This window comes from Streptomyces sp. NPDC026515 (assembly GCF_055567595.1).
Genome location: NZ_JBVHQD010000035.1, coordinates 40,753 through 62,949, shown reverse-complemented (window position 1 = coordinate 62,949; position 22,197 = coordinate 40,753). Strand labels below are relative to the sequence as shown.

Sequence of the window (22,197 nt, the reverse complement as noted above, 5' to 3'; positions counted from 1 at the left end):
CGTGAGGGAAACGCCCGGTTACATTCCGAACCCGGAAGCTAAGCCTCACAGCGCCGATGGTACTGCAGGGGGGACCCTGTGGGAGAGTAGGACACTGCCGAACTCCTTTTAGAGCTCTGGCTCTTGGGCATCAAGCCCAAGAGCCAGAGCTTTTTTGCGTTGAGGTAAGGTCAGGGGGCAAAGTTGGCTCGTTTCCCATCACAGGAGGCCCCCGGGTGGAGGTCCAGGAGACCCGTGTCCAGACGAACCGGGTCCTCACCATCCCGAACATCCTCAGCATGGCGCGTCTCGTCGGCGTACCCGTCTTCCTGTGGTTGATCCTCAGGCCCGAGTTCGGCGGGCCCAAGAGCGACGGCTGGGCGCTGCTGGTGCTCGCCTTCAGCGGCATCAGTGACTACCTGGACGGCAAGCTCGCCCGGCGCTGGAACCAGATCAGCAGCCTCGGCCGGCTCCTGGACCCCGCCGCGGACCGGCTGTACATCCTGTCGACGCTCGTCGGACTCACCTGGCGCGAGATCCTGCCGCTCTGGTTGACGGCCGCGCTCCTGCTGCGTGAACTGGTGCTGCTGGTGATGGTGGGGATCCTCCGGCGGCACGGCTATCCGCCACCGCAGGTGAACTTCCTTGGCAAGGCTGCCACGTTCAATCTGATGTACGCGTTCCCGCTCCTGCTGCTGAGTGACGGAAGCGGCTGGATCTCGTCACTCGCTGCTATTTTCGGATGGGCGTTCGCCGGATGGGGTACAACGCTCTATTGGTGGGCAGGAGTGCTCTACGTGGTGCAGGTCCGTCGTCTGGTTCGTGCGGACGCCACAGCCGATTGAGCTCGGCGATTGTCCGGACGCAGTGGCCTTCGATGGCCCCGGGCGGAAAAGTGCGGGACAATCTGGACGGGTGAAGTCGGCTAGACCGTCATCTAAAGGAGGACGCTTCCGACATGAAGGCCGTCGTGATGGCCGGTGGCGAAGGTACACGCCTTCGCCCTATGACCTCTAGCATGCCCAAGCCGCTCCTTCCGGTGGTGAACCGCCCGATCATGGAGCATGTGCTTCGGCTGCTCAAAAGGCATGGGCTCACCGAGACCGTTGTCACCGTGCAGTTCCTGGCATCGCTGGTCAAGAACTACTTCGGTGACGGCGAAGAGCTCGGCATGGAGCTCACCTATGCCAATGAGGAGAAGCCACTCGGTACCGCCGGAAGCGTCAAGAACGCCGAAGAGGCGTTGAAGGACGATGCTTTCCTCGTCATCTCCGGCGATGCGCTGACCGACTTCGACCTCACTGAACTCATCAACTTCCACAAGGCGAAGGGCGCTCTTGTCACGGTCTGCCTGACCCGGGTGCCCAATCCGCTGGAATTCGGCATCACCATCGTCGACGAAGAGGGGAAGGTCGAGCGGTTCCTCGAGAAGCCGACCTGGGGTCAGGTCTTCTCCGACACGGTGAACACGGGCATCTACGTCATGGAGCCCGAGGTTTTCGACTATGTCGAGGCCGACGTTCCGGTCGACTGGTCCGGCGATGTCTTCCCGCAGCTGATGAAGGAAGGCAAGCCGGTCTACGGCTATATCGCCGAGGGTTACTGGGAGGACGTAGGCACGCACGAGTCGTACGTGAAGGCGCAGGCCGACGTCCTGGAGGGCAAGGTCGACGTCGACATCGACGGCTTCGAGATATCGCCGGGCGTCTGGGTGGCCGAGGGCGCCGAGGTGCATGCCGAAGCCGAACTGCGCGGACCGCTGTACATCGGTGACTACGCCAAGGTCGAGGCCGGCGCGGAAATCCGCGAGCACACCGTCGTCGGATCCAACGTCGTCGTGAAGAGCGGTGCCTTCCTGCACCGGGCCGTCGTCCACGACAACGTCTACGTGGGGCAGCACAGCAATCTGCGGGGTTGTGTCGTCGGGAAGAACACCGACATCATGCGCGCAGCGCGGATCGAGGACGGGGCGGTCATCGGTGACGAGTGCCTGATCGGTGAAGAATCGATCGTGCAGGGCAACGTCCGGGTCTATCCGTTCAAGACCATCGAGGCCGGCGCGTTCGTCAACACGTCCGTGATCTGGGAGTCCCGCGGGCAGGCGCATCTCTTCGGCGCCCGCGGTGTCTCCGGAATCCTGAACGTGGAGATCACTCCGGAACTGGCCGTACGGCTCGCCGGCGCCTACGCGACCACCCTGAAGAAGGGCTCCACGGTCACCACCGCCCGTGACCACTCCCGGGGTGCCCGTGCGCTCAAGCGGGCGGTCATCTCCGCCCTCCAGGCCAGCGCCATCGACGTACGCGACCTGGAGAACGTGCCTCTGCCGGTGGCACGGCAGCAGACCGCGCGGGGCAGCGCGGGCGGCATCATGATCCGGACCTCGCCCGGGGTGCCCGACTCCGTCGACATCATGTTCTTCGACGGGCAGGGCGCGGACCTCTCGCAGGCCAGCCAGCGCAAGCTGGACCGGATCTTCGCGCGGCAGGAGTACCGGCGCGCGTTCCCCGGTGAGATCGGCGACCTGTACTTCCCGGCCAGCGTCTTCGACTCGTACACGGGTTCGCTGCTGCGCAACGTCGACACGACGGGGATCGCCGAGGCCGGCCTGAAGGTCGTGGTGGACGCCTCCAACGGCAGTGCCGGGCTCGTGCTGCCCAGTCTGCTCGGGAAGCTCGGCGTGGACTCGCTGACCGTCAACCCCGGTCTCAACGAGGCCAGGCCGACGGAGACGGCGGATCAGCGGCGGTCGGGGCTGGTACGCCTCGGCGAGATCGTGGCATCCTCCGGAGCCGCGTTCGGCGTGCGTTTCGACCCGGTGGGTGAGCGGCTGTCCCTGGTGGACGAGAAGGGCCGCATCATCGAGGACGACCGGGCGCTGCTGGTGATGCTCGACCTGGTCGCCGCCGAGCGGCGTAGCGGCCGTGTGGCGCTTCCGGTCACCACGACCCGGATCGCCGAGCAGGTGGCCGCGTACCACGGCACCCAGGTCGAGTGGACGACCACCTCGCCCGACGACCTCACGCGCGTGGGGCGTGAGGAAGGCAGCATCTTCGGCGGTGACGGCAAGGGCGGATTCATCGTCCCCGAGTTCAGCAGTGTCTACGACGGCACGGCGGCGTTCGTGCGCCTGATCGGTCTGGTGGCACGCACCCAGCTCACGCTCAGCCAGATCGACGCCCGGATCCCGCGGGCGCATGTCCTCAAGCGTGACCTGGCGACCCCGTGGGCTGTCAAGGGCCTGGTCATGCGGCGTGTCGTCGAGGCGGCCGGTGATCGTTTCGTGGACACGACCGATGGAGTACGGGTCGTGGAGACCGACGGTCGCTGGGTGATGGTGCTGCCCGACCCGGCCGAGGCGGTCACCCATCTGTGGGCCGAGGGACCCGACGACGCCTCCGCACAGGCCCTGTTGGACGAATGGTCCGCGATCGTGGACAGCGCCGGACGGTAGACGCACCGCACGCGCGCGTGCCGGACAAGTGTCCCCGAGGGGGGCCTGTCCGGCACGCCGGTGGGGCCATTCGGAGGTACCGGTCGCAACGTGCGACGATGTGCGGCATGCCGCAGCAACCCCCCGTTCGGAGCAGCGCCACCCGGCCGCAGCGTCCGGACGCCTCCATGTCGTTGATCACCAACGTCATGGACCACAGCCTCGACGACGGGTACGCCGAGGCGGCGGCCCGCAAAAGGGCGCAGGGGCAGGGCGGCGGCATGCCGAAGACCCTGCGGGCCAGGCTGGGCCTGGCCGCCGGTCTGGTGCTCGCGGCCCTGGTGGTGACCGTGGGCGCGGCGCAGGCGCGGGTGACCGCACCGGTCGTGGCCAAGGAGCGGCAGGAGCTCATCGACCGCATCGACCGCGAGACGGCGGCCGCGGACAAGCTCGAGAGCAGGGTCGACGAGCTGCGTGACGACGTCAGCGCCCGTCAGCGGGCGGCGCTGAAGGAGAGCGGCGGCAGCGGGCAGGCGGACCTGATGGGCGTCCTGTCGGGTGCCACGGCGGTGCACGGCCCCGGCGTGAAGCTGAGCGTGAACGACGCCAAGGCGGCGTCCGCGGGCGGTGACGCCGGCAACCCGCGGGAGACCTCAGGCTTCTCGGACACCGGACGGGTGCGGGACCACGACATGCAGCGCGTGGTCAACGGGTTGTGGGCCTCGGGAGCCGAGGCGATCTCCATCAACGGACAGCGGCTGACCGCGCTGTCCGCGATCAGGGCCGCGGGAGACGCGATACTGGTCGACAACAGGCCGCTGGTTCCGCCGTACACGGTGCTGGCGGTGGGGGACGGGGAGAGGCTCAGCTCCAGGTTCCAGGACAGCCCCGACGGGCTGTATCTGCATGCGCTGGAGGAGAACTTCGACATCCGGGCGACGATCTCCACGGAGAGTGACGTCCGGCTGCCCGCCGCACCCAGCGTGATCGTACGTACGGCCCAGCCGTACACCGAGAAGACGGAGAAGGGCACATCGTGATCGCCGTACTTGGCCTCGTCGTGGGCGTCGTGGCCGGACTGTTGGTCCGTCCGGAGGTTCCGGCGGTCGTCGAGCCGTATCTGCCGATCGCCGTCGTCGCGGCGCTCGACGCCGTCTTCGGCGGTCTGCGGGCCATGCTGGACGGGATCTTCGACGACAAGGTCTTCGTGGTGTCGTTCCTGTCCAACGTGGTGGTGGCCGCGTTGATCGTGTTCCTGGGTGACAAGTTGGGCGTGGGCTCGCAGCTGTCCACGGGCGTCGTCGTGGTCCTCGGTATCCGTATCTTCTCCAACGCCGCGGCGATCCGACGGCATGTCTTCCGGGCGTGAGCGGCATGAGCGAGCACGAGAAGCAGCCGGAGCACCGGTTGCGCAAGGAACTGCCGGCCGAGGTACCCGCCACGGCGCCCGAGCCGGGACCCGCCGCCGAGCCCGAGCCGGAGACCGGGCCGAGCGGCCGCCGGCGGCTGGTCGAGGGGTTGTGGCCGCCGCGGGTCAGCCGGGCCCAATTGATCGTCGCCGTGCTGCTGTTCGGGCTCGGATTCGGCCTCGCCGTGCAGGTGGCGTCGAACAGCGACAGTGACAGCGCGCTGCGCGGGGCCCGCCAGGAGGATCTTGTCCGCATCCTCGATGAACTGGACGACCGTACTCAGCGTCTTGAGGACGAGAGGACAGGACTCGAAAAGCAGCGTCAGGAGTTGCAGAGCAGCTCCGACCAGGCGGCGGAGGCCCGCAAGCAGACGGCCGAGAAGGAGAGGCAACTCGGCATTCTGGCGGGCACCGTGGCGGCGCAGGGTCCTGGCATCACGATGACGGTCGACGACCCGAAGGGAACGGTGCAGGCGGACATGCTGCTCGACGCGATCCAGGAGCTGCGCGCGGCCGGCGCTGAGGCGATCCAGGTCAACGGGGTGCGCGTGATCTCCGGTACCTACCTCAGCGACTCCGGGAAGAGCGTGAGCGTCGACGGGAACAAGATCACCCAGCCTTACGTTTTCAGGGTGATCGGCAAGCCGCAGGACCTCGAACCGGCTCTCAACATCCCCGGAGGCGTGGTGCAGACCCTGGAGAAGGAGCAGGCGACGGTGACCGTCGAACGATCGACCAAGATCGTCGTGGATGCCTTGCGACCGGCGAAGCAGCCTGACTACGCTCGGTCGACCCCATAGTGAACCGGTGGTGCATGCGGGACATCCGGCGAGGGCATGAGGATGCGGGGGGTCGGCGCACCGGGGAGCCGGTGCGTGGTGGAAACTGTCTGGTGGATACGGACGTTGTGTGGTTGTCCGGGTCGGCCGGTTTATTCAGTCAGGGTTCGTCCTGCCCCACGGGCGGGTCTGTTTCGGTCAAGGGGAATCGCCCGTGAAGTTGTTTTCGAAGTTGTTCGGCAAGAGCGCGCGAGAGGGCAGCGACAACGCGACCGCTCGCCATCGCGCACAGCCCGACGCGGACGGTCAGCGCCCGCTGTTCCGGGACCAGGTGGCTGGTCCGGGGGGTGACATTTCGGGAGGTCAGGGCGCGCCGTCAGTTGACCCGTCCCAGTCCGGCGGCATAGGTTTCGGGCAACCGTCAACCTCAGGTGCGGGTGGAGGGTTTACCTCCGGCCCGTACGCGTCCAACGCCCCGGCGGGGCAGCCGCGGCAGGAGGATCCGTCCATGTCGGCCCTGGTTTGTACGAGGTGCGGTAACCGCAACGCGGAGAACGCCCGCTTCTGTTCCAACTGCGGTGCCCCGCTGCGCGCGGGCGCCGTTCCCGAGCGGGCGTCCGAGACGACGTCCACGATCTCGATCTCCGGCCTGGAGGCCTACGACGCCGAGGTCACCGGCCAGACCCAGGCGCCGGCGCTCTCGCCCGAGGCCCAGGCGGCCGTCGACGCGCTGCCGCTGGGCTCCGCGTTGCTGGTCGTGCGCCGCGGCCCGAACTCGGGCAGCCGCTTCCTGCTGGACAGCGACCTGACCACGGCCGGCCGTCATCCGCAGAGCGACATCTTCCTGGACGACGTGACGGTCTCGCGCCGCCATGTGGAGTTCCGCCGCCAGCCGGACGGCTCGTTCACGGTGGCCGACGTGGGCAGCCTGAACGGCACGTACGTCAACCGGGAGCGCATCGACCAGGTCGCTCTGTCGAACGGTGACGAGGTCCAGATCGGCAAGTACCGGCTGGTCTTCTACGCGAGCCGGCAGGGCATCTGACCCTCCGGACCTCGTGCCGGGACCCCAGGGAAGAAGGTCCATGCTGCACACGCCGAGCGGCGGTACCGGTCACGGCACCGCCGCCACGGAATCCGGGCTGATGAGCATCGGCACGGTGCTGAACGTGCTGCGCGACGAGTTCCCCGAAGTGACCATCTCCAAGATCCGTTTTCTGGAGTCGGAGGGGCTCATCGAGCCCCGCCGGACTCCGTCCGGGTACCGCAAGTTCAGTGGCGGGGACGTGGAGCGTCTCGGACACGTCCTGAGGATGCAGCGGGACCACTACCTGCCGCTGAAGGTCATCCGCGAGTACCTGGACGCCATGGAGCGCGGTGAGGCCGTACAGCTGCCCGTGCTGGGGCGGCAGCGGGACGGCGAGGCGGTGCCGGTGGTGCCCGAGGTGCCCACGGTGGCGCGGATCGGGCGGGACGAGCTGCTCGCGGCCGCCGAGATCGACGAGAACCGCCTGGCGGAGTGGGAGTCGTACGGGCTGCTCACTCCCCTGGAGGACGGCGTGTACGACTCCGAGGCGGTCACCGTGGCCGCGCTCGTGACGGAGCTGGGCAGGTTCGGGATCGAACCGCGTCATCTGCGGGTGATGAAGGCCGCCGCGGACCGTGAGGCGGGCCTGGTGGACCAGGTGGTGGCCCCGCTCAGGCGGCACCGCAACCCGCAGACCCGGGCCCACGCCGAGGCCCGTACGAAGGAGCTGGCGGCGCTCACGGTGAAGCTGCACGCCGCACTGGTGCAGAGCGCCCTCGGGGTGCGGCTGCCGTGACCATCGTGACAGGACCCGGGCGGAGGCCGGATCGGGCGCGCGTTCCGGGCCCGACTACCCAAACGTCCCGGGCACGGCCTAGGGTTGCTGTGTGAACGAGCTCGATGTCGTAGGTGTCCGGGTGGAAATGCCCTCCAACCAACCGATCGTGCTCCTGCGCGAAGTGGGAGGCGACCGTTACCTCCCTATCTGGATCGGTCCGGGGGAGGCGACGGCGATCGCGTTCGCCCAGCAGGGCATGGCTCCTGCACGACCGCTGACCCACGACCTGTTCAAGGACGTGCTGGAGGCCGTCGGCCAGGAGCTCACCGAAGTGCGCATCACGGACCTGCGTGAGGGGGTCTTCTACGCGGAGCTGGTGTTCGCCAGCGGTGTCGAGGTGAGCGCTCGTCCGTCCGACGCCATAGCGCTGGCGCTGCGCACCGGAACGCCGATCTACGGGAGCGACACGGTGCTGGACGACGCGGGCATCGCGATCCCTGACGAGCAGGAGGACGAGGTGGAGAAGTTCCGCGAGTTCCTCGACCAGATCTCGCCCGAGGACTTCGGCACCAGCAGTCAGTGAGGGACGGGAGCCGGCCGGCGCTTCAGCCGCTCACCCGAAGGCCGCGACGGGCCGGTTCACGGTTCGTCAGGGGCGGAACTCACGGGCGATTGCCGGCGGCCACTGAGAGCGTCCTACGCCTTCCCGCCAGACCATTCGGCTAGCCTTTCCCCGCGGTGGGGCACGGGAAACCACTCCTAGGGTGATTATCACTCGGCGTGCCGAGTGTGGCGATCGTTGACGCACCCCTGGTGACTGCCTACCGTCGAGAAGGCAGGTCAAGGACGGAGGTCGGCGTGAGAAGCAGCGGCGACGGTATGGCTGGGGGTGCCCCGGGACGCGGTCTCGGGGAGAGCGGTCCGTACCCGCCCCCGGGCTCTCGACTCCGTCCGAGTTGGGGGGACCCCCAGCACGGCAGCGGTGGCGGTCACGCCGCGCAGCGGCCGGCGGCGGTGCCGAGCGGCGAAGGGGTGGCGTCCATGACGACCGAGGAGATCGGCTATCGGGGGCCCACCGCCTGCGCGGCGGCCGGCATCACCTACCGGCAGCTCGACTACTGGGCACGCACCGGCCTGGTCGAGCCCAGCGTGCGGCCCGCCTACGGATCGGGCACCCAGCGCCTCTACAGCTTCCGTGACGTCGTCGTCCTGAAGATCGTCAAGCGGTTCCTGGACACCGGAGTGTCCCTCCAGAACATCCGCACCACCGTCCGGCACCTGAGGGAACGCGGTTTCCGCGACCTGGAGCGGATGACCCTCATGAGCGACGGCGCCACGGTCTACGAGTGCACCTCGCCCGACGAGGTCCACGCGCTGCTCCAGGGCGGGCAGGGCGTCTTCGGGATCGCGGTCGGCGTGGTCTGGCGGGACGTGGAGAGCGCGCTCTCCCAGCTGCACGGCGAGCGCGTCGACACCGGTGAGACCCTCGTCGGGCACAACCCCGCCGACGAGCTGGCCCGGCGCCGCAACAAGGCGGTCTGAGGCGCCAAGGCGCTGAGGCTCCCCCCATGGCCTCCTGAGCCCTCTGTGACACCCCGGCGCGGTTCCGTGCCGGGGTGTTGTCAGTGGTGTGGTGCAGCATCGGAGATGTGAGAAACGCGCCCACGATCCTGCATCTCGACATGGATGCCTTCTACGCCTCGGTGGAGCAGGCATCCAAGCCGAGCCTGCGGGGGAAGGCCGTGGTCGTGGGCGGCCTCGGACCGCGTGGCGTGGTGGCCACCGCCTCCTACGAGGCCCGGGTGTTCGGGGTGCACTCCGCGATGCCGATGGCGCAGGCACGCAGGCTGGCGCCGAACGCCGCCTACCTCGTGCCGCGCTTCGGGCTGTACCGGTCGATCAGCGAGCAGGTGATGGCGCTGCTGCACGAGCTGTCGCCGCTGGTGGAGCCGCTGAGCCTGGACGAGGCGTTCGTGGACCTGGAGGCGGGTGAGGTGGGCTGGGACGCGGGGTCGGCGCGCCTGGTGGGGGAGAAGCTGCGCGCGGACATCCGGAGCGCCACGGGGGTCTCCGGGTCGGTCGGGCTCGCCGCCTCGAAGATGCTCGCGAAGATCGCCTCCGAGCAGGCCAAACCGGACGGGCTGGTGCTGATCGCACCGGGCACCGAGCGGGCGATGCTCGGGCCGATGTCGGTGCGGACCCTGCCGGGCGTGGGGCCGGCGACCGGGGACCATCTGCGGCGGGCCGGGATCACCACGGTCGACGAGATCGCCGAGGCGGGCGAGGACGAACTGGTTCGGCTGCTCGGCAAGGCCCACGGGCACGCGTTGCACGCGATGGCGCTGGCGCAGGACGAACGGCCCGTGGTCGCCGAGCGGGAGGCCAAGTCGGTGTCCGTCGAGGACACCTACGACGTGGACATCCACGACCGGATGCGGGTGGGGATGGAGGTACGGCGGCTGGCCGACCGGTGCGTGCGCAGACTGCGCGGGGCCGGGCTGTCGGGGCGGACCATCGTGCTGAAGGTACGCAGGTACGACTTCTCGACGCTCACCCGGTCGGAGACGCTCCGGGGGCCGACCGACGACCCGGCGGTGGTGCGGGAGGCGGCCGCGCGGCTGCTGGACTCGGTGGACACGACGGGGGGTGTGCGGCTGCTGGGCGTCGGGGTGACGGGGCTCGCCGACTACACCCAGGAGGATCTGTTCGCTCAGGCGGCGGCGGGGGAGGGGGCGGGGGAGTCCGCGACGGCGGAGGAGGACGCGGCGGAGCCGGTCGCCGAGCAGCAGCCGGCCGCCGAGCGGCGGTGGCCGGCGGGGCACGACGTGCGGCATGCCGAGTACGGGCACGGATGGGTGCAGGGGAGCGGGCTGGGGAGGGTGACGGTGCGGTTCGAGACGCCGGGGGCGGTGGAGCCGGGGCGGGTGCGGACGTTTCGTGTCGACGACCCGGAGCTGGAACCGGCGGAGCCGTTGCCGCTGGTGTCGGGGCGACCGGGTGACGGGGTGGCGGCAGACGGTGTGTGCGGGCGGGTGGGGGGCTGATCGCGCAGTTCCCCGCGCCCTTTGCGGGGGCGTTGCGAGCGGCGCCCCGCCGCCGCCCGGTCAGGTGCCCGGGTCCTCCGTGCCCGCCAGCTTGCCGAAGTGGTGGTCCGGCTCGTCGGGGGGCGGGGCGGCCGTCGTGTCCAGGCCGTAGTGGTGGTAGAGCTGGAGCTCCTGCTCGGGGGAGAGGTGGCGGCCCACGCCGAAGTCCGGGGCGTCCTTGATCAGGGCGCGGTCGAAGGGGACCTTGAGGGTGCCCTCGACCAGTTCGCTCGGCTCCAGGGGCACGAAGGCGTCCCGCGAGAACAGGCCGGTGCGTATGGCCGCCCACTCCGGCACCCCGGTCGCGTCGTCGAGGTAGACCTCGTCGATCGTGCCGATCTTCGTGCCGTTGCGGTCGAACGCCTTGCGGCCGATCAGGTTGCGCGGATCGATGTCGGTCTGCACGGGCCCTCCACTAGGTCGCAACTCATCCGTAAGCACTACAAAAGAGCACATTGAAGGAGGCGGCCACTCGAAGACCCGTGCGTTGCCCTCGCTGGTAGGCTGGCAAGCGGCTGCTGACCCCGCGCGGGAGAGTCCTCCGGACAGACCGGAGGCGCCGAAGGAGCAAATCCTCCCCGGAATCTCTCAGGCTCACGTACCGCACGGACGAGGTCACTCTGGAAAGCAGGGCGGGCGTCGACGGCGTCCGCTCTCACCGACGGTGAAAGCCGGATCCCCTGGGCGTCCGGCGAAGCTCTCAGGTTGAGATGACAGAGGGGGAGGCCGTCGGGGTGCCCGTGCCGGGGTACCCCTCGAAGGTCGCGTCAGACCAGGAGGCCTCCGCAATGACCGCCCAGCGCGTTCCGCTTTCCGAGCTCGAGCAGGGAATCCCCTTCGAGCAGCGCCATATCGGACCCGATCACGAGGCCCGGGCCAAGATGCTCGCCCAGGTCGGTTACGGCTCACTCGACGAGCTGACCGCCGCCGCCGTGCCGGACGTCATCAAGAACGCCGACACCCTGGAACTGCCGGGCGCGCGCACCGAGGCCGAGGTGCTGGCCGAGCTGCGGTCGCTGGCCGACCGCAACCAGGTGCTCGACTCCATGATCGGACTGGGCTACTACGGCACCTTCACGCCGCCCGTCATCCTGCGCAACGTGATGGAGAACCCGGCCTGGTACACGGCCTACACGCCGTACCAGCCGGAGATCTCCCAGGGCCGGCTGGAGGCGCTGCTGAACTTCCAGACCGTGGTCGCCGACCTCACCGGACTGCCCACCTCCGGTGCCTCGCTGCTCGACGAGGGCACCGCCGCCGCCGAGGCCGTGGCCCTGTCGCTGCGCATGGGCAAGAACAAGAAGGGTGTCTTCGTCATCGACGCGGACGCCCTGCCGCAGACCATCGCCGTGATCGAGACCCGGGCCGAACCGGCCGGGGTCGAGATCGTCGTCGCCGACCTCAGCGACGGAATCCCGGCCGACCTCGCCGCACGCGAGATCAACGGCGTGCTCGTCCAGTACCCCGGCGCCTCCGGTGCCGTACGCGACATCAGGCCGCTCATCGAGCAGGCGCACGGGCTGGGCGCGCTGGTCACCGTCGCCGCCGACCTGCTCGCGCTGACCCTGCTGACCTCGCCGGGCGAGCTGGGCGCCGACATCGCCGTCGGAACGACCCAGCGCTTCGGTGTGCCGATGGGCTTCGGCGGGCCGCACGCCGGCTACATGGCGGTACGCGAGAAGTTCGCGCGCAGCCTGCCCGGCCGGCTCGTGGGCGTCTCCGTGGACGCCGACGGGCACCGGGCCTACCGGCTCGCGCTGCAGACGCGTGAACAGCACATCCGCCGTGAGAAGGCCACCAGCAACATCTGCACCGCACAGGTACTGCTCGCCGTGATGGCCGGCATGTACGCCGTCTACCACGGGCCCGAGGGGCTGCGGGCCATCGCGCAGCGGACCCACCGCTATGCCACGATCCTCGCCGCGGGCCTCAGGGCCGGCGGGGTCGAGATCGTGTACAGTGCCTACTTCGACACCCTCACCGCACGCGTGCCCGGCAAGGCCGCCGAGGTCGTCGCGGCCGCCTGCCTGGGCGGCGTGAACCTGCGGCTGGTGGACGCCGACCACGTCTCCATGGCCTGCGACGAGACCACCACGCGGGCCCAGCTGGGTGCCGTGTGGGCGGCTTTCGGGGTCGGGGGCGACGTCGAGGCGCTGGACGAGGCCGCCGCGGACACGCTGCCCGAGGCGCTGCTGCGCGAGGACGGCTACCTGGGCCACCCCGTCTTCCACGAGCACCGCTCCGAGACCGCGATGCTGCGCTATCTGCGCCGCCTCGCCGACCGGGACTACGCGCTGGACCGGGGCATGATCCCGCTGGGCTCCTGCACCATGAAGCTCAACGCGACCACCGAGATGGAGCCGGTCACCTGGCCCGAGTTCGGCCAGCTGCACCCCTTCGCGCCCGCCGAGCAGGCACAGGGCTATCTGACGCTCATCCGTGAGCTGGAGGAGCGGCTCGCCGAGGTCACCGGCTACGACAAGGTGTCGCTGCAGCCCAACGCCGGGTCGCAGGGCGAGCTGGCCGGACTGCTCGCCGTACGGGCCTACCACCGCGCCAACGGCGACGAGCAGCGCACCGTGTGCCTGATCCCCTCCTCGGCGCACGGCACCAACGCCGCCAGCGCCGTCATGGCCGGCATGAAGGTCGTCGTCGTGAAGACCGCCGAGGACGGCGAGGTCGACGTCGAGGACCTGCGGGCGAAGATCGAGCTCCACCGTGACCAGCTCGCCGTGCTGATGATCACGTACCCGTCCACGCACGGCGTGTTCGAGGAGCACGTCGCGGACATCTGCGGTCAGGTGCACGAGGCCGGCGGCCAGGTGTACGTCGACGGTGCCAACCTCAACGCCCTGGTCGGGGTCGCCAAGCCCGGCCACTTCGGCGGCGACGTCTCGCACCTCAACCTGCACAAGACCTTCTGCATCCCGCACGGCGGCGGCGGCCCCGGCGTCGGCCCGGTGGCCGTACGGGCCCACCTGGCGCCGTACCTGCCGAACCACCCGCTCCAGCCGGCCGCGGGCCCGGCGACCGGTGTCGGGCCGATCTCGGCCGCGCCGTGGGGCTCCGCCGGAATCCTGCCGATCTCGTGGGCGTACGTCCGGCTGATGGGCGGCGAGGGGCTCAAGCGCGCCACCCAGGTGGCCGTACTCAGCGCCAACTATGTCGCCAAGCGGCTGGAGCCGCACTTCCCCGTGCTCTACACCGGCCCCGGCGGGCTGGTGGCGCACGAGTGCATCATCGACCTGCGGCCGCTGACCAAGGCGACCGGGGTGAGCGTCGACGACGTCGCCAAGCGGCTCATCGACTACGGGTTCCACGCGCCGACGATGTCCTTCCCGGTGGCCGGCACGCTGATGATCGAGCCGACCGAGTCCGAGGACCTGGGCGAGCTGGACCGGTTCTGCGCCGCGATGATCGCGATTCGGGCGGAGATCGACAAGGTCGGGGCGGGGGAGTGGCCCGCCGAGGACAACCCGCTGCGGGGCGCCCCGCACACGGCCGCCGCCCTCGGCGGGGAGTGGGAGCACGCCTACACGCGGGCCGAGGCCGTCTTCCCGGCCGGGGTGTCCGCCGCCGACAAGTACTGGCCGCCGGTACGCCGGATCGACCAGGCGTTCGGCGACCGCAACCTGGTGTGCTCCTGCCCGCCGCTGGACGCGTACGAGGACTGATCCGCGGTGTCCGCGGTGGTGCGGTAGTACGGATGTGACAGAGGCCCCGCTCCGGCGGGGCCTCTCGCATGGGGCGCTACGCCGGGTACGCGTGGGTCTGTGTCGCCTTCACCGTCGCCCACACCGGGGTGCCCGGGTGCAGGTCCAGTTCGGCGGCGGCGACCGCGGTGAGGTCGGCGACGAGGGCGAGGCCGCCGGTCAGGTCGGCTCGGATCCGGTCCCCGTGGATCTCCAGGCCCGCGACCTCGCAGCGCCAGACGTTGCGGGCGCTGGCCCCCGTGGGGCGGTCCCGGAACAGGGTGACCGCGCTCGGCGGGAACGCGACGAACACGTCGCCGGTGAGGTGCTCCGTGGTGGCGATGGCGGAGCCGGTCTCCAGCCTGACCAGATGGCCCGCGGCCGCGGCCTCGGCCCGGCCGCGGTAGAGGTTGAGGCCGACCAGGTGCGCGATGTAATCGGTGCGCGGGTGGCGGGCGATGTCCGCCGGGGTGCCCTGCTGGACGATCCTGCCGTGCTCGATGACGATCAGACGGTCGGCCAGCACCATGGCGTCCAGCGGGTCGTGGGTGACCAGAACCGCCACGGCCTCGAACTCCGCGAGATGGCGGCGGAGTTGGGAACGGACGTCCAGGCGTGTGCGGGCGTCCAGGGCGGCGAGGGGTTCGTCCAGGAGCAGCAGGCGGGGGTGGGTGGCCAGCGCCCGGGCCAGCGCGACGCGCTGGGCCTGCCCGCCGGACAGCCGGCGGGGTTTGGCGCCGGCGTGGTCCGCGAGGCCCATGCGGTCCAGCCAGGCGGCCGCCCGGACGCGGGCCTCGGCCTTGCTCGCGCCGTGGCAGCGCGGACCGAAGGCGACGTTGTCGAGGGCCGTGAGGTGGGGGAAGAGGAGGTAGTCCTGGAAGACGACGCCCACCGGGCGGGATTCGGGGGGTGTGCGGTCCAACTCCGTCCCGTCCAGGCGGAGATGGCCGGCGGTGAGCGGGGTGAGGCCGGCCAGGGCGCGCAGGGCGGTGGTCTTGCCGGCGCCGTTGGGGCCGAGGACGGCGACGACCTCGCCGGGGGCGGCGGTGAGGGTGATGTCGAGATGGAAGGCGCGTCGGGTGACGACGAGGCGGGCGTCGAGGCCGGCAGGGCCGTGGGGGTGCGACGGCGGGCGCGCGGGGGTTGCCCGGCCTTCGGCGACGGCGGCGGGTGGTGTGGGGTCGGGGGTGGTCATGAGGCGGTCATCCAGCGGTCGCGGAGGCCTGCCAGTACCGCGATCGAGACCGCGAGCAGGACCAGGCTGAGGGCGATCGCCGCGTCGGGGTCGTTCTGGAGGGCCAGGTAGACCGCCAGTGGCATGGTCTGGGTGCGGCCCGGGAAGTTGCCGGCGAACGTGATCGTCGCGCCGAACTCGCCGAGCGCGCGGGCCCAGGCCAGTACCGAGCCGGCCGCGATGCCGGGGGCGATGAGGGGGAGCGTGACCCTGCGGAACGCCGTGAAACGGGACGCGCCCAGGGTCGTCGCCGCCTCCTCGAAACGCGGGTCCGCGGCCCGCAGCGTGCCCTCGACGCTGATCACCAGGAAGGGCATGGCCACGAAGGACTCGGCGATCACGACGGCGGTCGTCGTGAACGGCAGCGTGATCCCGAACCAGGAGTCCAGCCACTGGCCGACGACCCCGTTGCGGCCCAGGGCCAGGAGCAGGGCCACACCGCCGACGACCGGGGGGAGGACCAGGGGAAGTGTCACCAGTGCTCGTACCAGGCCCCGGCCCGGGAACTCGGTACGGGCCAGCAGCCAGGCCAGCGGGACCCCGAACACCAGGCTCACGGCCGTCGCCGCGGTCGCGCTGAGCAGCGAGAGCTGGAGGGCCTGCCACACCTCCGTGCTGGTCAGCAGCGAGGGCAGGCTGCCCCAGGGGGCGCGCAGGAGCAGAGCGAGCAGGGGCAGCAGGAGGAAGACCAGAGCTACCGCTCCGGGGAGGAGGAGCGGTAGCGGCACACCCGACCTGATGCGCCGGCGCCGTGGGCGGCCCGTGACGGCGACGGCTCCGGCGCCCGGCTCGTCGGCCTTCGTCACGGCTTGAGGAACCCGGCCTGGTTCAGGACCTGCTGGCCCTCGGCGGACCGCACCAGTGCGATGAACGCCTTGGCCAGCGTCGGGTTGGGGGCGTCCTTCAACAGGGCGATCGGGTAGTCGTTGACGGCGTCGGCGGACTCGGGGAACTCGACGCCCTCCACCCTGTCGCCCGCGGCCTTCACATCGGTCTTGTAGACGACCGCGGCGTCGGCCTCCTTGAGGACCACCTTGTTGAGGGCGGACTTCACGTCCTCCTCGTAGGAGACCGGGGTCAGCTTCAGCTTGCTGGCGTCCAGCGCCTTCCGGGCGGCGGCGCCGCACGGCACCGTCCGGTCGCAGAGGACCACCTTGAGCGAGGACTTGGTGAGGTCCCTGAGCGAGGCGACCTTGTCGGGGTTGCCCGGCAGGGTGGCGATCTCCAGCTGGTTGCGGACGAAGGTGGCCGGCGTGGTGGCGGTGTCCTTCTTGGCCGTGACGATCGCCATCGTCTTGGGGCTGGCCGCGGCGAAGACGTCGGCGGGCGCCCCGCTGGTGATCTGCGCGGCCAGGGTGTCACTGCCGCCGAAACTGAAGTCGACCTCCGTACCCGGGTGGGCCTTCTCGAAGTCCGCCTTCAGCGTCGTGAAGCTCTCCTTGAGGGAGGCCGCCGCGAACACGGTGATCGAACCCGACAGCTTCGGCGAGGCCGACGCGGAGGTGTCCGACCTCGCCTTGGCGGACGAGTCGTCGTCGGAGGAGGAGCAGGCGCTCAGGGCCAGCAGGGCCGCCACCGAGGCACCGGCCACCTGGAGGGTCTGCCGGGTCCGGCGCGCGGAACGGGTCATCACGAGTGAACTCCTCTGAATCCGGATGAAACAAGCTGTCGCGCCCTGGTGCGACCTGTCTGTCAGCCGCCACTCGATGATACTGCCGCACTTGCCAGCTGTAAGTCCTCTGTCACATCGCATGAGCTGCACACATATGAATTGAGCCTGGCATGTGCGTTTGTACGGAGGGGTGCGGCGTGCACCTCTTCCAAGAGGAGGCCGCCCATGACGCTCGCCGAACTCGACCTCACCGGCGCCGACGGGCACCTCGCCCTGCTCTCCTGGGCGGAGACCGACCCGGATTTCCCGCACGCCCCTGTCCTGGTCGCCGTCAGCATCGACGGCACCCCGCTGGACCTGGCGGGCCCTCAACCGGTCCTGCCGCAGGACCGCTGCGGGGCCCGCCACATCAGCGGCCTCACGGCGATCCGGGTGGACGGCTCGTACGGCGTCCGGCGTCCGGTGCCCGCCCCCCCCGGTCACGCGTGGGCGCCAGCTCCGCGAAGCGCACACGTTCGCGTCCCGCAGCGCGTTGGCCGGCGCCGGTGCGAGCGGGTTGGACGGGCTCTCGCCTGGCGTCGGCGGTCTCCATGAAGTGCATCTCGGTGCGCGGGATGCCGGCGTGCCGCGGGAGCCGGTAGCGGCGGATCGCCGCCGTCTCGACCGCGCCGCCCGCGTCCGCCCGGACGTTCTCGAGGAGCGTGGCGCCGAGCGCCCGTGCGACCCCGCCCTCCACCCGGCCCCGGCACCGCAGCGGGTGGAGCACTTCCCGGGGCGCGACCCGTCCCGGCTGAGCGGCCGGCCGGACCTGTGGGCGGCGTTCATGTGCCGATGACGGTGTCAGACGCGGTCGATGTGGACGTTGGTCGACTTCACCCGGGCGGTGGCCTCCATGCCCACCTCCAGGCCCAGTTCCTCGACGGCCTCGCGGGTCAGCAGGGAGACCAGGCGGTGCGGGCCGGCCTGGATCTCGACCTGGGCGGCGACGTCACCGAGCTTGATCGCGGTCACGATGCCGGGGAAGGCGTTGCGGACCGAGGTGGTGGAGGCGTCCTCCTCGACCGCGCCCGCCCTGGCCAGTTCGACGGAGAACGCGGCGAGGTCCTTGCCGTCGATGAGCCGTCGGCCGCCCTCGTCGCGGTGGGTGGTCATCCGGCCGGCGTCGGCCCAGCGACGGGCGGTGTCCGGGCTGACGCCGAGCAGCCGCGCCGCCTGGCCGATCGTGTAGGACTGCATGGGGTCACGATAGGGCCGGCCGGCGGGGCCCGCGGACCCGGTGTCCTCGGCGGCCGGCCGGCCGCGTGTGGGAGCATCCGCCGTATGACGACCACTGGAGCGAGCCGCGGCCTGGATCTGTTCAGGCACGGGGACATCCCCATCTACACACTGACCTTCGTGCGGGACGTGCCCCCCGCCGAACTGCTGACCCGTATGGGGGTGGACCCGGAGACCCTCGCGCTGCGCGGCGGCGCCGCCGCCGATCTCGCGGACGGGCTGGGTGACGACCTCTACGACGGGGACGAACCGGTCGTCACGACCGGTGTCGACGGCTCCTGGACGTGGGCCTGGGAACTGGGCGGTCTGCACGGACTCGACGATCGGGTCCTCGGTGCCGTCTCGGCGGGGACCGAGGCCGTCGTGCTCCACTACAACGAGAAGCCGATGCACTGGTTCAAGTACGCGGTCGGCGGCGACGTCGTCGTGGACTTCCACACCCTGCACGCGATCGATCCGATCGGGCACGACCCGGCGCGGCTCGACGACACCATGCGGCCGCTGGGGCTGGTGCGGGGCGAGGTGGCGCCGCCGCACAGTGCGCTCGCACTGCTGGAGAACGCCTTCGACATCGGCCTGACCGACCCGACCAGCGCCGACGACCAGCGCTGGAGCGGCAGGCTGCGCGCCCTGCCGGAGGAGTGACCGGCCTAGCGGCCCCTGCGGCGGTCAGGTCAGGCCGGACGCCTTGAGGACCGCGAGCGCGGTGGTGTCGTCGATCTCGTGGCCGAGCCGTGCGAGCACCTCGGTGCCCCGGCGCAGGGTGCCGCGGTCCAGGGAACGGCGCACGCCGGTGTCCAGTTCGTGCCAGAGCAGCGGATTGGCGTGCAGGACGTTCGGGTCGAGCTCCAGCCGGTTGCCGGCGGTGTCGCGCAGCACCAGGTGGGCGGAGACGTCGCCGTACTGGGCGACGTAGACCAGGGAGTCGGTACGGACGGTACGCCGGCGCAGCGGCCCGCGTGCGGCCATCCAGCCGGGACCCGCCGTGACCCGGGCCGGCAGCAGCATGGCGAGGACGGCGGCGGCCATCGCGGCCCACAGCAGTGCGCGGGCCGGGGTCAGGGTGCCGGCGTCCCAGTCCACCAGGAGCGTCAGGCCGCCGAAGCCGAGGGCACAGCCGGCGGCCAGGCGTGCGCTGCCGCGCCAGGTGCGGTCACCGGCCGCCCGGCCCTTGCGTCTTGTGTCCTCCATGGGGCCGACGGTAGGGGCCGCCGGGCTGCCGGAGCCGGTGGCTGACGGGGTTCTTATGCCTACCCAGCGGTTATTGACGGGATCCTTACGACCGCCACCCGTACCGGCCCGGCTCAGCCCGTGTGGACGCGTGGCCGCCGGGCGCGGTCCGGCTCCGCCTCGCGCAGCACCTCCCGGGTGACCGGGGCGACCTCGCCCTGACCGAAGAGGAAGAAGCGCAGGAAGTTGGCGAACGGACCGCCCTCGGTCCACTCGAAGTAGATGTGCGGGATGCAGCCGGTCTCGTCACGGACGTGCAGCAGCAGCGCCGCCAGGGCGTTGGGGATGGAGGCTGACTCCAGGGTCAGGACCCGGTAACGGTTGTGCAGGACCTCGCCCCGCACGGTCAGGCCCGCCTCGAACTCGGAGGGGTCGGTGACCGTGACCTCGACGAAGACGAAGTCCTCCTGCTCGGGCATGTCGTTGTCGGCCCGGATCTGCTCGACCTTGTCGCGGTACTCGGCCTTGTCGCGGGCGTCCGGCTCATTGGCGATGAACCGCATCTTGCGGCTGGCCATGTCCCTGATGAACCGTTCCGCCATGTCGTCGAGCGTCACACTCGTCACGCGCAGCTCGAAGGCGCGGGCCAGCCGGGACAGCAGCGAGACCAGGATGATGCCGACGATGAAGCAGGCACCGATCTTCACACCGTCCGGGCGCTCGATGACGTTCACGACCGTCGTGTACAGGAACACCGCCGAGATGACCGCGAAGGCGACGGTCCAGTTGCGCTGCCGGGCCTTGCGGGCGGCGATGGTCACCGCGATCGCCGCGGAGCTGATCAGCACCAGCACACCGGTGGCGTAGGCGCCGCCCTGCGCGTCCACGTCGGCGTCGAAGATCCAGGTGACCAGGAAGGCGATCAGGGTGAAGACGATGACCATCGGGCGCACGGCACGCGCCCAGTGCGGTGCCATGCCGTAGCGAGGCAGGTAGCGCGGCATCAGGTTGAGCAGGCCGGCCATCGCGGAGGCGCCGGCGAACCACAGGATGCAGATGGTCGAGACGTCGTAGACCGTGCCGAAGGCGTTGCCGAGGTACTCGTGCGCCAGGTAGGCGAGGGCACGGCCGTTGGCGTCGCCGCCGGACTTGAACTCCTTCTCCGGGATCAGCAGGGTGGTGATGAAGCTGGTCGCGATCAGGAAGCAGCTCATGATCAGGGCGGCCGTGGTGAGCAGCTTCCTGGTGTCCCGGATCCGGCCGGTGGGCCGCTCCTCGGTGTCGCCCGCGTCGCCCTGGACGTGCGGCATGACCGCGACGCCGGTCTCGAAGCCGGACAGGCCGAGGGCCAGCTTGGGGAAGACGATCAGGGCCACGCCGATCATGACGAAGACATTGCCGTGTTCCGTGGTGAGGGCGCTGGTCCAGTCGGTGATCACGTGCTCGGCGGTGATGACGTGGTAGATGCCGACGATCACGACGACGACGTTCAGCGCGAGGTAGATGCCGACCAGGGCGACCGCGACGCCGATGGCCTCCAGGAAGCCCTTGAGGAAGACCGCGCCGAGCAGCGCCACCAGGATCAGCGTGATGATCATCTGCTTGCCCTGGAGGAAGTCCGTCAGATGCGGGTTCTCGACCAGGTGGGTGGAGGCGTCGGCGGCCGACAGGGTGATGGTGATCAGGAAGTCGGTGGCCGCGAAGCCCAGCAGGGTGAGCACGAAGAGCTTGCCCTGCCAGAAGGAGAGCAGGCGCTCCAGCATGGCGATGGAGCCCTCGCCGTGCGGGCTCTCCGCGGCCACGCGCCGGTAGACCGGCAGCGCGCCCGCCAGGGTGACGATGACCAGCACGATGGTCGCGATCGGCGACAGCAGCCCGGCCGCGAGGGCCGCGATGCCCGGCTGGTAACCGAGGGTCGAGAAGTAGTCCACACCGGTCAGGCACATCACCCGCCACCAGCGCTGGCCCTTGTGCGCGGCCTCGGGGTGCGCGTGGGGCCCGGTGTGGCCGCCGCTCTTGCCCATGTCGGACAGCCCCTCCAGCATCCAGGCGCGCAGGCGACCCGGAGGGGGGTGTTCGGTCGTGGCCATCGGTCGGGCTCCTGGTGTCCGGCGCGCTGAGTGCGGGGCAGTTCGATTCCGGCCATCACGCGGACGGCCGCACCAGCGTATGCAGAGAGTGACGCGTGGGCCCACGGATCAGCGGGCGCCGGGCGTCAAGCTTGCGTTAAGAATCGCCTGGCAGGAGGTGCCGGAGCGTCAAGAAAGAGCGGCACGCAGGCCACGGGGAGACGTTCGGCTGTACGGGGGACGGCGGGCGGGTGCGGGGGTCGGACACCGAGTGTCATCCCGTACGGCGCCCTGCCGTACGCCCTCTCGGGCGCACCACCGTTCGCGTACGGCCGGGCTGCCGGCGGTGTGGCGCACGTACTCGCGGACCAGGCGGAACCCAGCGGTCCAGGCCAGGAGACGGCCGGCACGGTCGTGGAGCGGACAGTTCCCGGCGGGGACGTCACCGCGCGCGGTGACGTCGGCGCACAAGGACCTGGTCGGTACGGCCGGTCGCCGCCCAGGCATGCCCGGAGGCGGCCAGGCCCCGCGGGTCGCCCCGGCCGGCGGAGAGCCGGGAGTCGTCCGGGCCGAGGCCGAGCACGGCGTCCGTGTCGGCCGGCTCCAGGCGCCGTATCGTCACGTCCTCGGAACGGCGGACGCGGCGGCTCGGCCTGGA

Annotated in this window: 21 protein-coding genes, 1 rRNA gene, 1 pseudogene and 1 riboswitch; of the genes and pseudogenes, 14 read left to right on the top strand and 9 right to left on the bottom strand. The window is 70.5% G+C overall.

Annotation, left to right across the window (positions count from 1 at the left end):
• From rrf to ACZ4O3_RS41720, 11 genes are all read left to right on the top strand, one after another.
• Nucleotides 1-103 (top strand): 5S ribosomal RNA (rrf, locus tag ACZ4O3_RS41770); the annotation flags it as partial.
• Nucleotides 104-215: 112 nt separating this feature from the next.
• Nucleotides 216-824, top strand: a complete 609-nt coding sequence (locus ACZ4O3_RS41765) for a CDP-alcohol phosphatidyltransferase family protein (RefSeq protein ID WP_362715834.1) — start codon at nucleotides 216-218, stop codon at nucleotides 822-824.
• Nucleotides 825-937: 113 nt separating this feature from the next.
• A complete protein-coding gene (locus ACZ4O3_RS41760; RefSeq protein WP_362715837.1) occupies nucleotides 938-3,433 on the top strand; it encodes a mannose-1-phosphate guanyltransferase in 2,496 nt (831 codons plus the stop codon).
• Between the two features lie 107 nt (nucleotides 3,434-3,540).
• On the top strand, nucleotides 3,541-4,452 hold the full coding sequence (locus ACZ4O3_RS41755; RefSeq protein ID WP_362715839.1) for a DUF881 domain-containing protein: 912 nt from the start codon (nucleotides 3,541-3,543) through the stop codon (nucleotides 4,450-4,452).
• On the top strand, nucleotides 4,449-4,781 hold the full coding sequence (locus ACZ4O3_RS41750) for a small basic family protein (protein WP_046727248.1): 333 nt from the start codon (nucleotides 4,449-4,451) through the stop codon (nucleotides 4,779-4,781). The genes ACZ4O3_RS41755 and ACZ4O3_RS41750 overlap by 4 nt, the downstream gene beginning before the upstream one ends.
• 5 nt (nucleotides 4,782-4,786) lie before the next feature.
• Entirely contained in the window at nucleotides 4,787-5,620 is an 834-nt protein-coding gene (locus ACZ4O3_RS41745; protein ID WP_362715858.1) for a DUF881 domain-containing protein, read from the top strand.
• A 193-nt stretch (nucleotides 5,621-5,813) separates the two neighbouring features.
• Nucleotides 5,814-6,644, top strand: coding sequence for an FHA domain-containing protein (locus ACZ4O3_RS41740; RefSeq protein ID WP_362715841.1), 831 nt, complete (start codon nucleotides 5,814-5,816; stop codon nucleotides 6,642-6,644).
• Nucleotides 6,645-6,684: 40 nt separating this feature from the next.
• Nucleotides 6,685-7,422, top strand: coding sequence for a transcriptional regulator FtsR (gene ftsR / locus ACZ4O3_RS41735; RefSeq protein WP_362715845.1), 738 nt, complete (start codon nucleotides 6,685-6,687; stop codon nucleotides 7,420-7,422).
• A gap of 91 nt (nucleotides 7,423-7,513) precedes the next feature.
• Nucleotides 7,514-7,987, top strand: coding sequence for a bifunctional nuclease family protein (locus tag ACZ4O3_RS41730; protein ID WP_026253112.1), 474 nt, complete (start codon nucleotides 7,514-7,516; stop codon nucleotides 7,985-7,987).
• A gap of 275 nt (nucleotides 7,988-8,262) precedes the next feature.
• Nucleotides 8,263-8,946, top strand: coding sequence for a MerR family transcriptional regulator (locus ACZ4O3_RS41725; RefSeq protein ID WP_362715848.1), 684 nt, complete (start codon nucleotides 8,263-8,265; stop codon nucleotides 8,944-8,946).
• A 107-nt stretch (nucleotides 8,947-9,053) separates the two neighbouring features.
• Nucleotides 9,054-10,448: a DNA polymerase IV gene (locus tag ACZ4O3_RS41720; protein WP_467727590.1), complete on the top strand. Its 1,395-nt coding sequence runs from the start codon at nucleotides 9,054-9,056 to the stop codon at nucleotides 10,446-10,448.
• A gap of 60 nt (nucleotides 10,449-10,508) precedes the next feature.
• Here ACZ4O3_RS41720 and ACZ4O3_RS41715 read toward each other — a convergent pair whose 3' ends face one another.
• Nucleotides 10,509-10,892, bottom strand: a complete 384-nt coding sequence (locus tag ACZ4O3_RS41715) for a PRC-barrel domain-containing protein (protein WP_362715851.1) — start codon at nucleotides 10,890-10,892, stop codon at nucleotides 10,509-10,511.
• Between the two features lie 114 nt (nucleotides 10,893-11,006).
• A riboswitch (glycine riboswitch) is annotated at nucleotides 11,007-11,101 on the top strand.
• Nucleotides 11,102-11,275: 174 nt separating this feature from the next.
• Here ACZ4O3_RS41715 and gcvP point away from each other — a divergent pair.
• Nucleotides 11,276-14,161 (top strand): aminomethyl-transferring glycine dehydrogenase, encoded by a 2,886-nt coding sequence (gene gcvP, locus ACZ4O3_RS41710; protein WP_467727588.1) that lies wholly within the window; start codon nucleotides 11,276-11,278, stop codon nucleotides 14,159-14,161.
• 76 nt (nucleotides 14,162-14,237) lie between these two features.
• On the opposite strand, the gene ACZ4O3_RS41705 is transcribed toward gcvP, so the two are convergent.
• The 3 genes from ACZ4O3_RS41705 to modA are packed head-to-tail and all read right to left on the bottom strand — an operon-like array spanning nucleotide 14,238 to nucleotide 17,043.
• On the bottom strand, nucleotides 14,238-15,374 hold the full coding sequence (locus ACZ4O3_RS41705) for an ABC transporter ATP-binding protein (RefSeq protein ID WP_467727587.1): 1,137 nt from the start codon (nucleotides 15,372-15,374) through the stop codon (nucleotides 14,238-14,240).
• Nucleotides 15,371-16,219: a molybdate ABC transporter permease subunit gene (gene modB / locus ACZ4O3_RS41700; RefSeq protein WP_362731621.1), complete on the bottom strand. Its 849-nt coding sequence runs from the start codon at nucleotides 16,217-16,219 to the stop codon at nucleotides 15,371-15,373. The genes ACZ4O3_RS41705 and modB overlap by 4 nt, the downstream gene beginning before the upstream one ends.
• Nucleotides 16,216-17,043, bottom strand: a complete 828-nt coding sequence (modA, locus tag ACZ4O3_RS41695) for a molybdate ABC transporter substrate-binding protein (protein ID WP_467727585.1) — start codon at nucleotides 17,041-17,043, stop codon at nucleotides 16,216-16,218. Before modA ends, modB begins: the two co-directional genes overlap by 4 nt.
• 228 nt (nucleotides 17,044-17,271) lie before the next feature.
• Between modA and ACZ4O3_RS41690 the strand changes: the two are divergent.
• Nucleotides 17,272-17,472: pseudogene (locus ACZ4O3_RS41690) on the top strand (hypothetical protein); the annotation flags it as partial.
• Here the strand turns inward: ACZ4O3_RS41690 and ACZ4O3_RS41685 are convergent.
• Both ACZ4O3_RS41685 and ACZ4O3_RS41680 read right to left on the bottom strand, forming a co-directional pair.
• On the bottom strand, nucleotides 17,444-17,791 hold the full coding sequence (locus tag ACZ4O3_RS41685; RefSeq protein ID WP_467727584.1) for a molybdopterin cofactor-binding domain-containing protein: 348 nt from the start codon (nucleotides 17,789-17,791) through the stop codon (nucleotides 17,444-17,446). The pseudogene ACZ4O3_RS41690 and the gene ACZ4O3_RS41685 sit on opposite strands and share 29 nt — an antisense overlap.
• 74 nt (nucleotides 17,792-17,865) lie before the next feature.
• Nucleotides 17,866-18,261, bottom strand: coding sequence for a TOBE domain-containing protein (locus ACZ4O3_RS41680; protein WP_385003011.1), 396 nt, complete (start codon nucleotides 18,259-18,261; stop codon nucleotides 17,866-17,868).
• Between the two features lie 84 nt (nucleotides 18,262-18,345).
• Between ACZ4O3_RS41680 and ACZ4O3_RS41675 the strand changes: the two genes are divergently transcribed.
• Nucleotides 18,346-18,945, top strand: coding sequence for a DUF6461 domain-containing protein (locus ACZ4O3_RS41675; RefSeq protein WP_467727583.1), 600 nt, complete (start codon nucleotides 18,346-18,348; stop codon nucleotides 18,943-18,945).
• A 24-nt stretch (nucleotides 18,946-18,969) separates the two neighbouring features.
• Here ACZ4O3_RS41675 and ACZ4O3_RS41670 read toward each other — a convergent pair whose 3' ends face one another.
• The 3 genes from ACZ4O3_RS41670 to ACZ4O3_RS41660 all read right to left on the bottom strand — a co-directional run bounded on the left by ACZ4O3_RS41670 (nucleotide 18,970) and on the right by ACZ4O3_RS41660 (nucleotide 22,161).
• Nucleotides 18,970-19,491, bottom strand: coding sequence for a hypothetical protein (locus tag ACZ4O3_RS41670; RefSeq protein WP_467727581.1), 522 nt, complete (start codon nucleotides 19,489-19,491; stop codon nucleotides 18,970-18,972).
• Nucleotides 19,492-19,604: 113 nt separating this feature from the next.
• Complete coding sequence (locus ACZ4O3_RS41665) at nucleotides 19,605-21,560, bottom strand: APC family permease (protein ID WP_362727977.1); 1,956 nt, start codon at nucleotides 21,558-21,560, stop codon at nucleotides 19,605-19,607.
• A gap of 421 nt (nucleotides 21,561-21,981) precedes the next feature.
• Nucleotides 21,982-22,161 (bottom strand): hypothetical protein, encoded by a 180-nt coding sequence (locus ACZ4O3_RS41660; protein ID WP_362727979.1) that lies wholly within the window; start codon nucleotides 22,159-22,161, stop codon nucleotides 21,982-21,984.
• Between the last annotated feature and the right edge of the window lie 36 nt (nucleotides 22,162-22,197).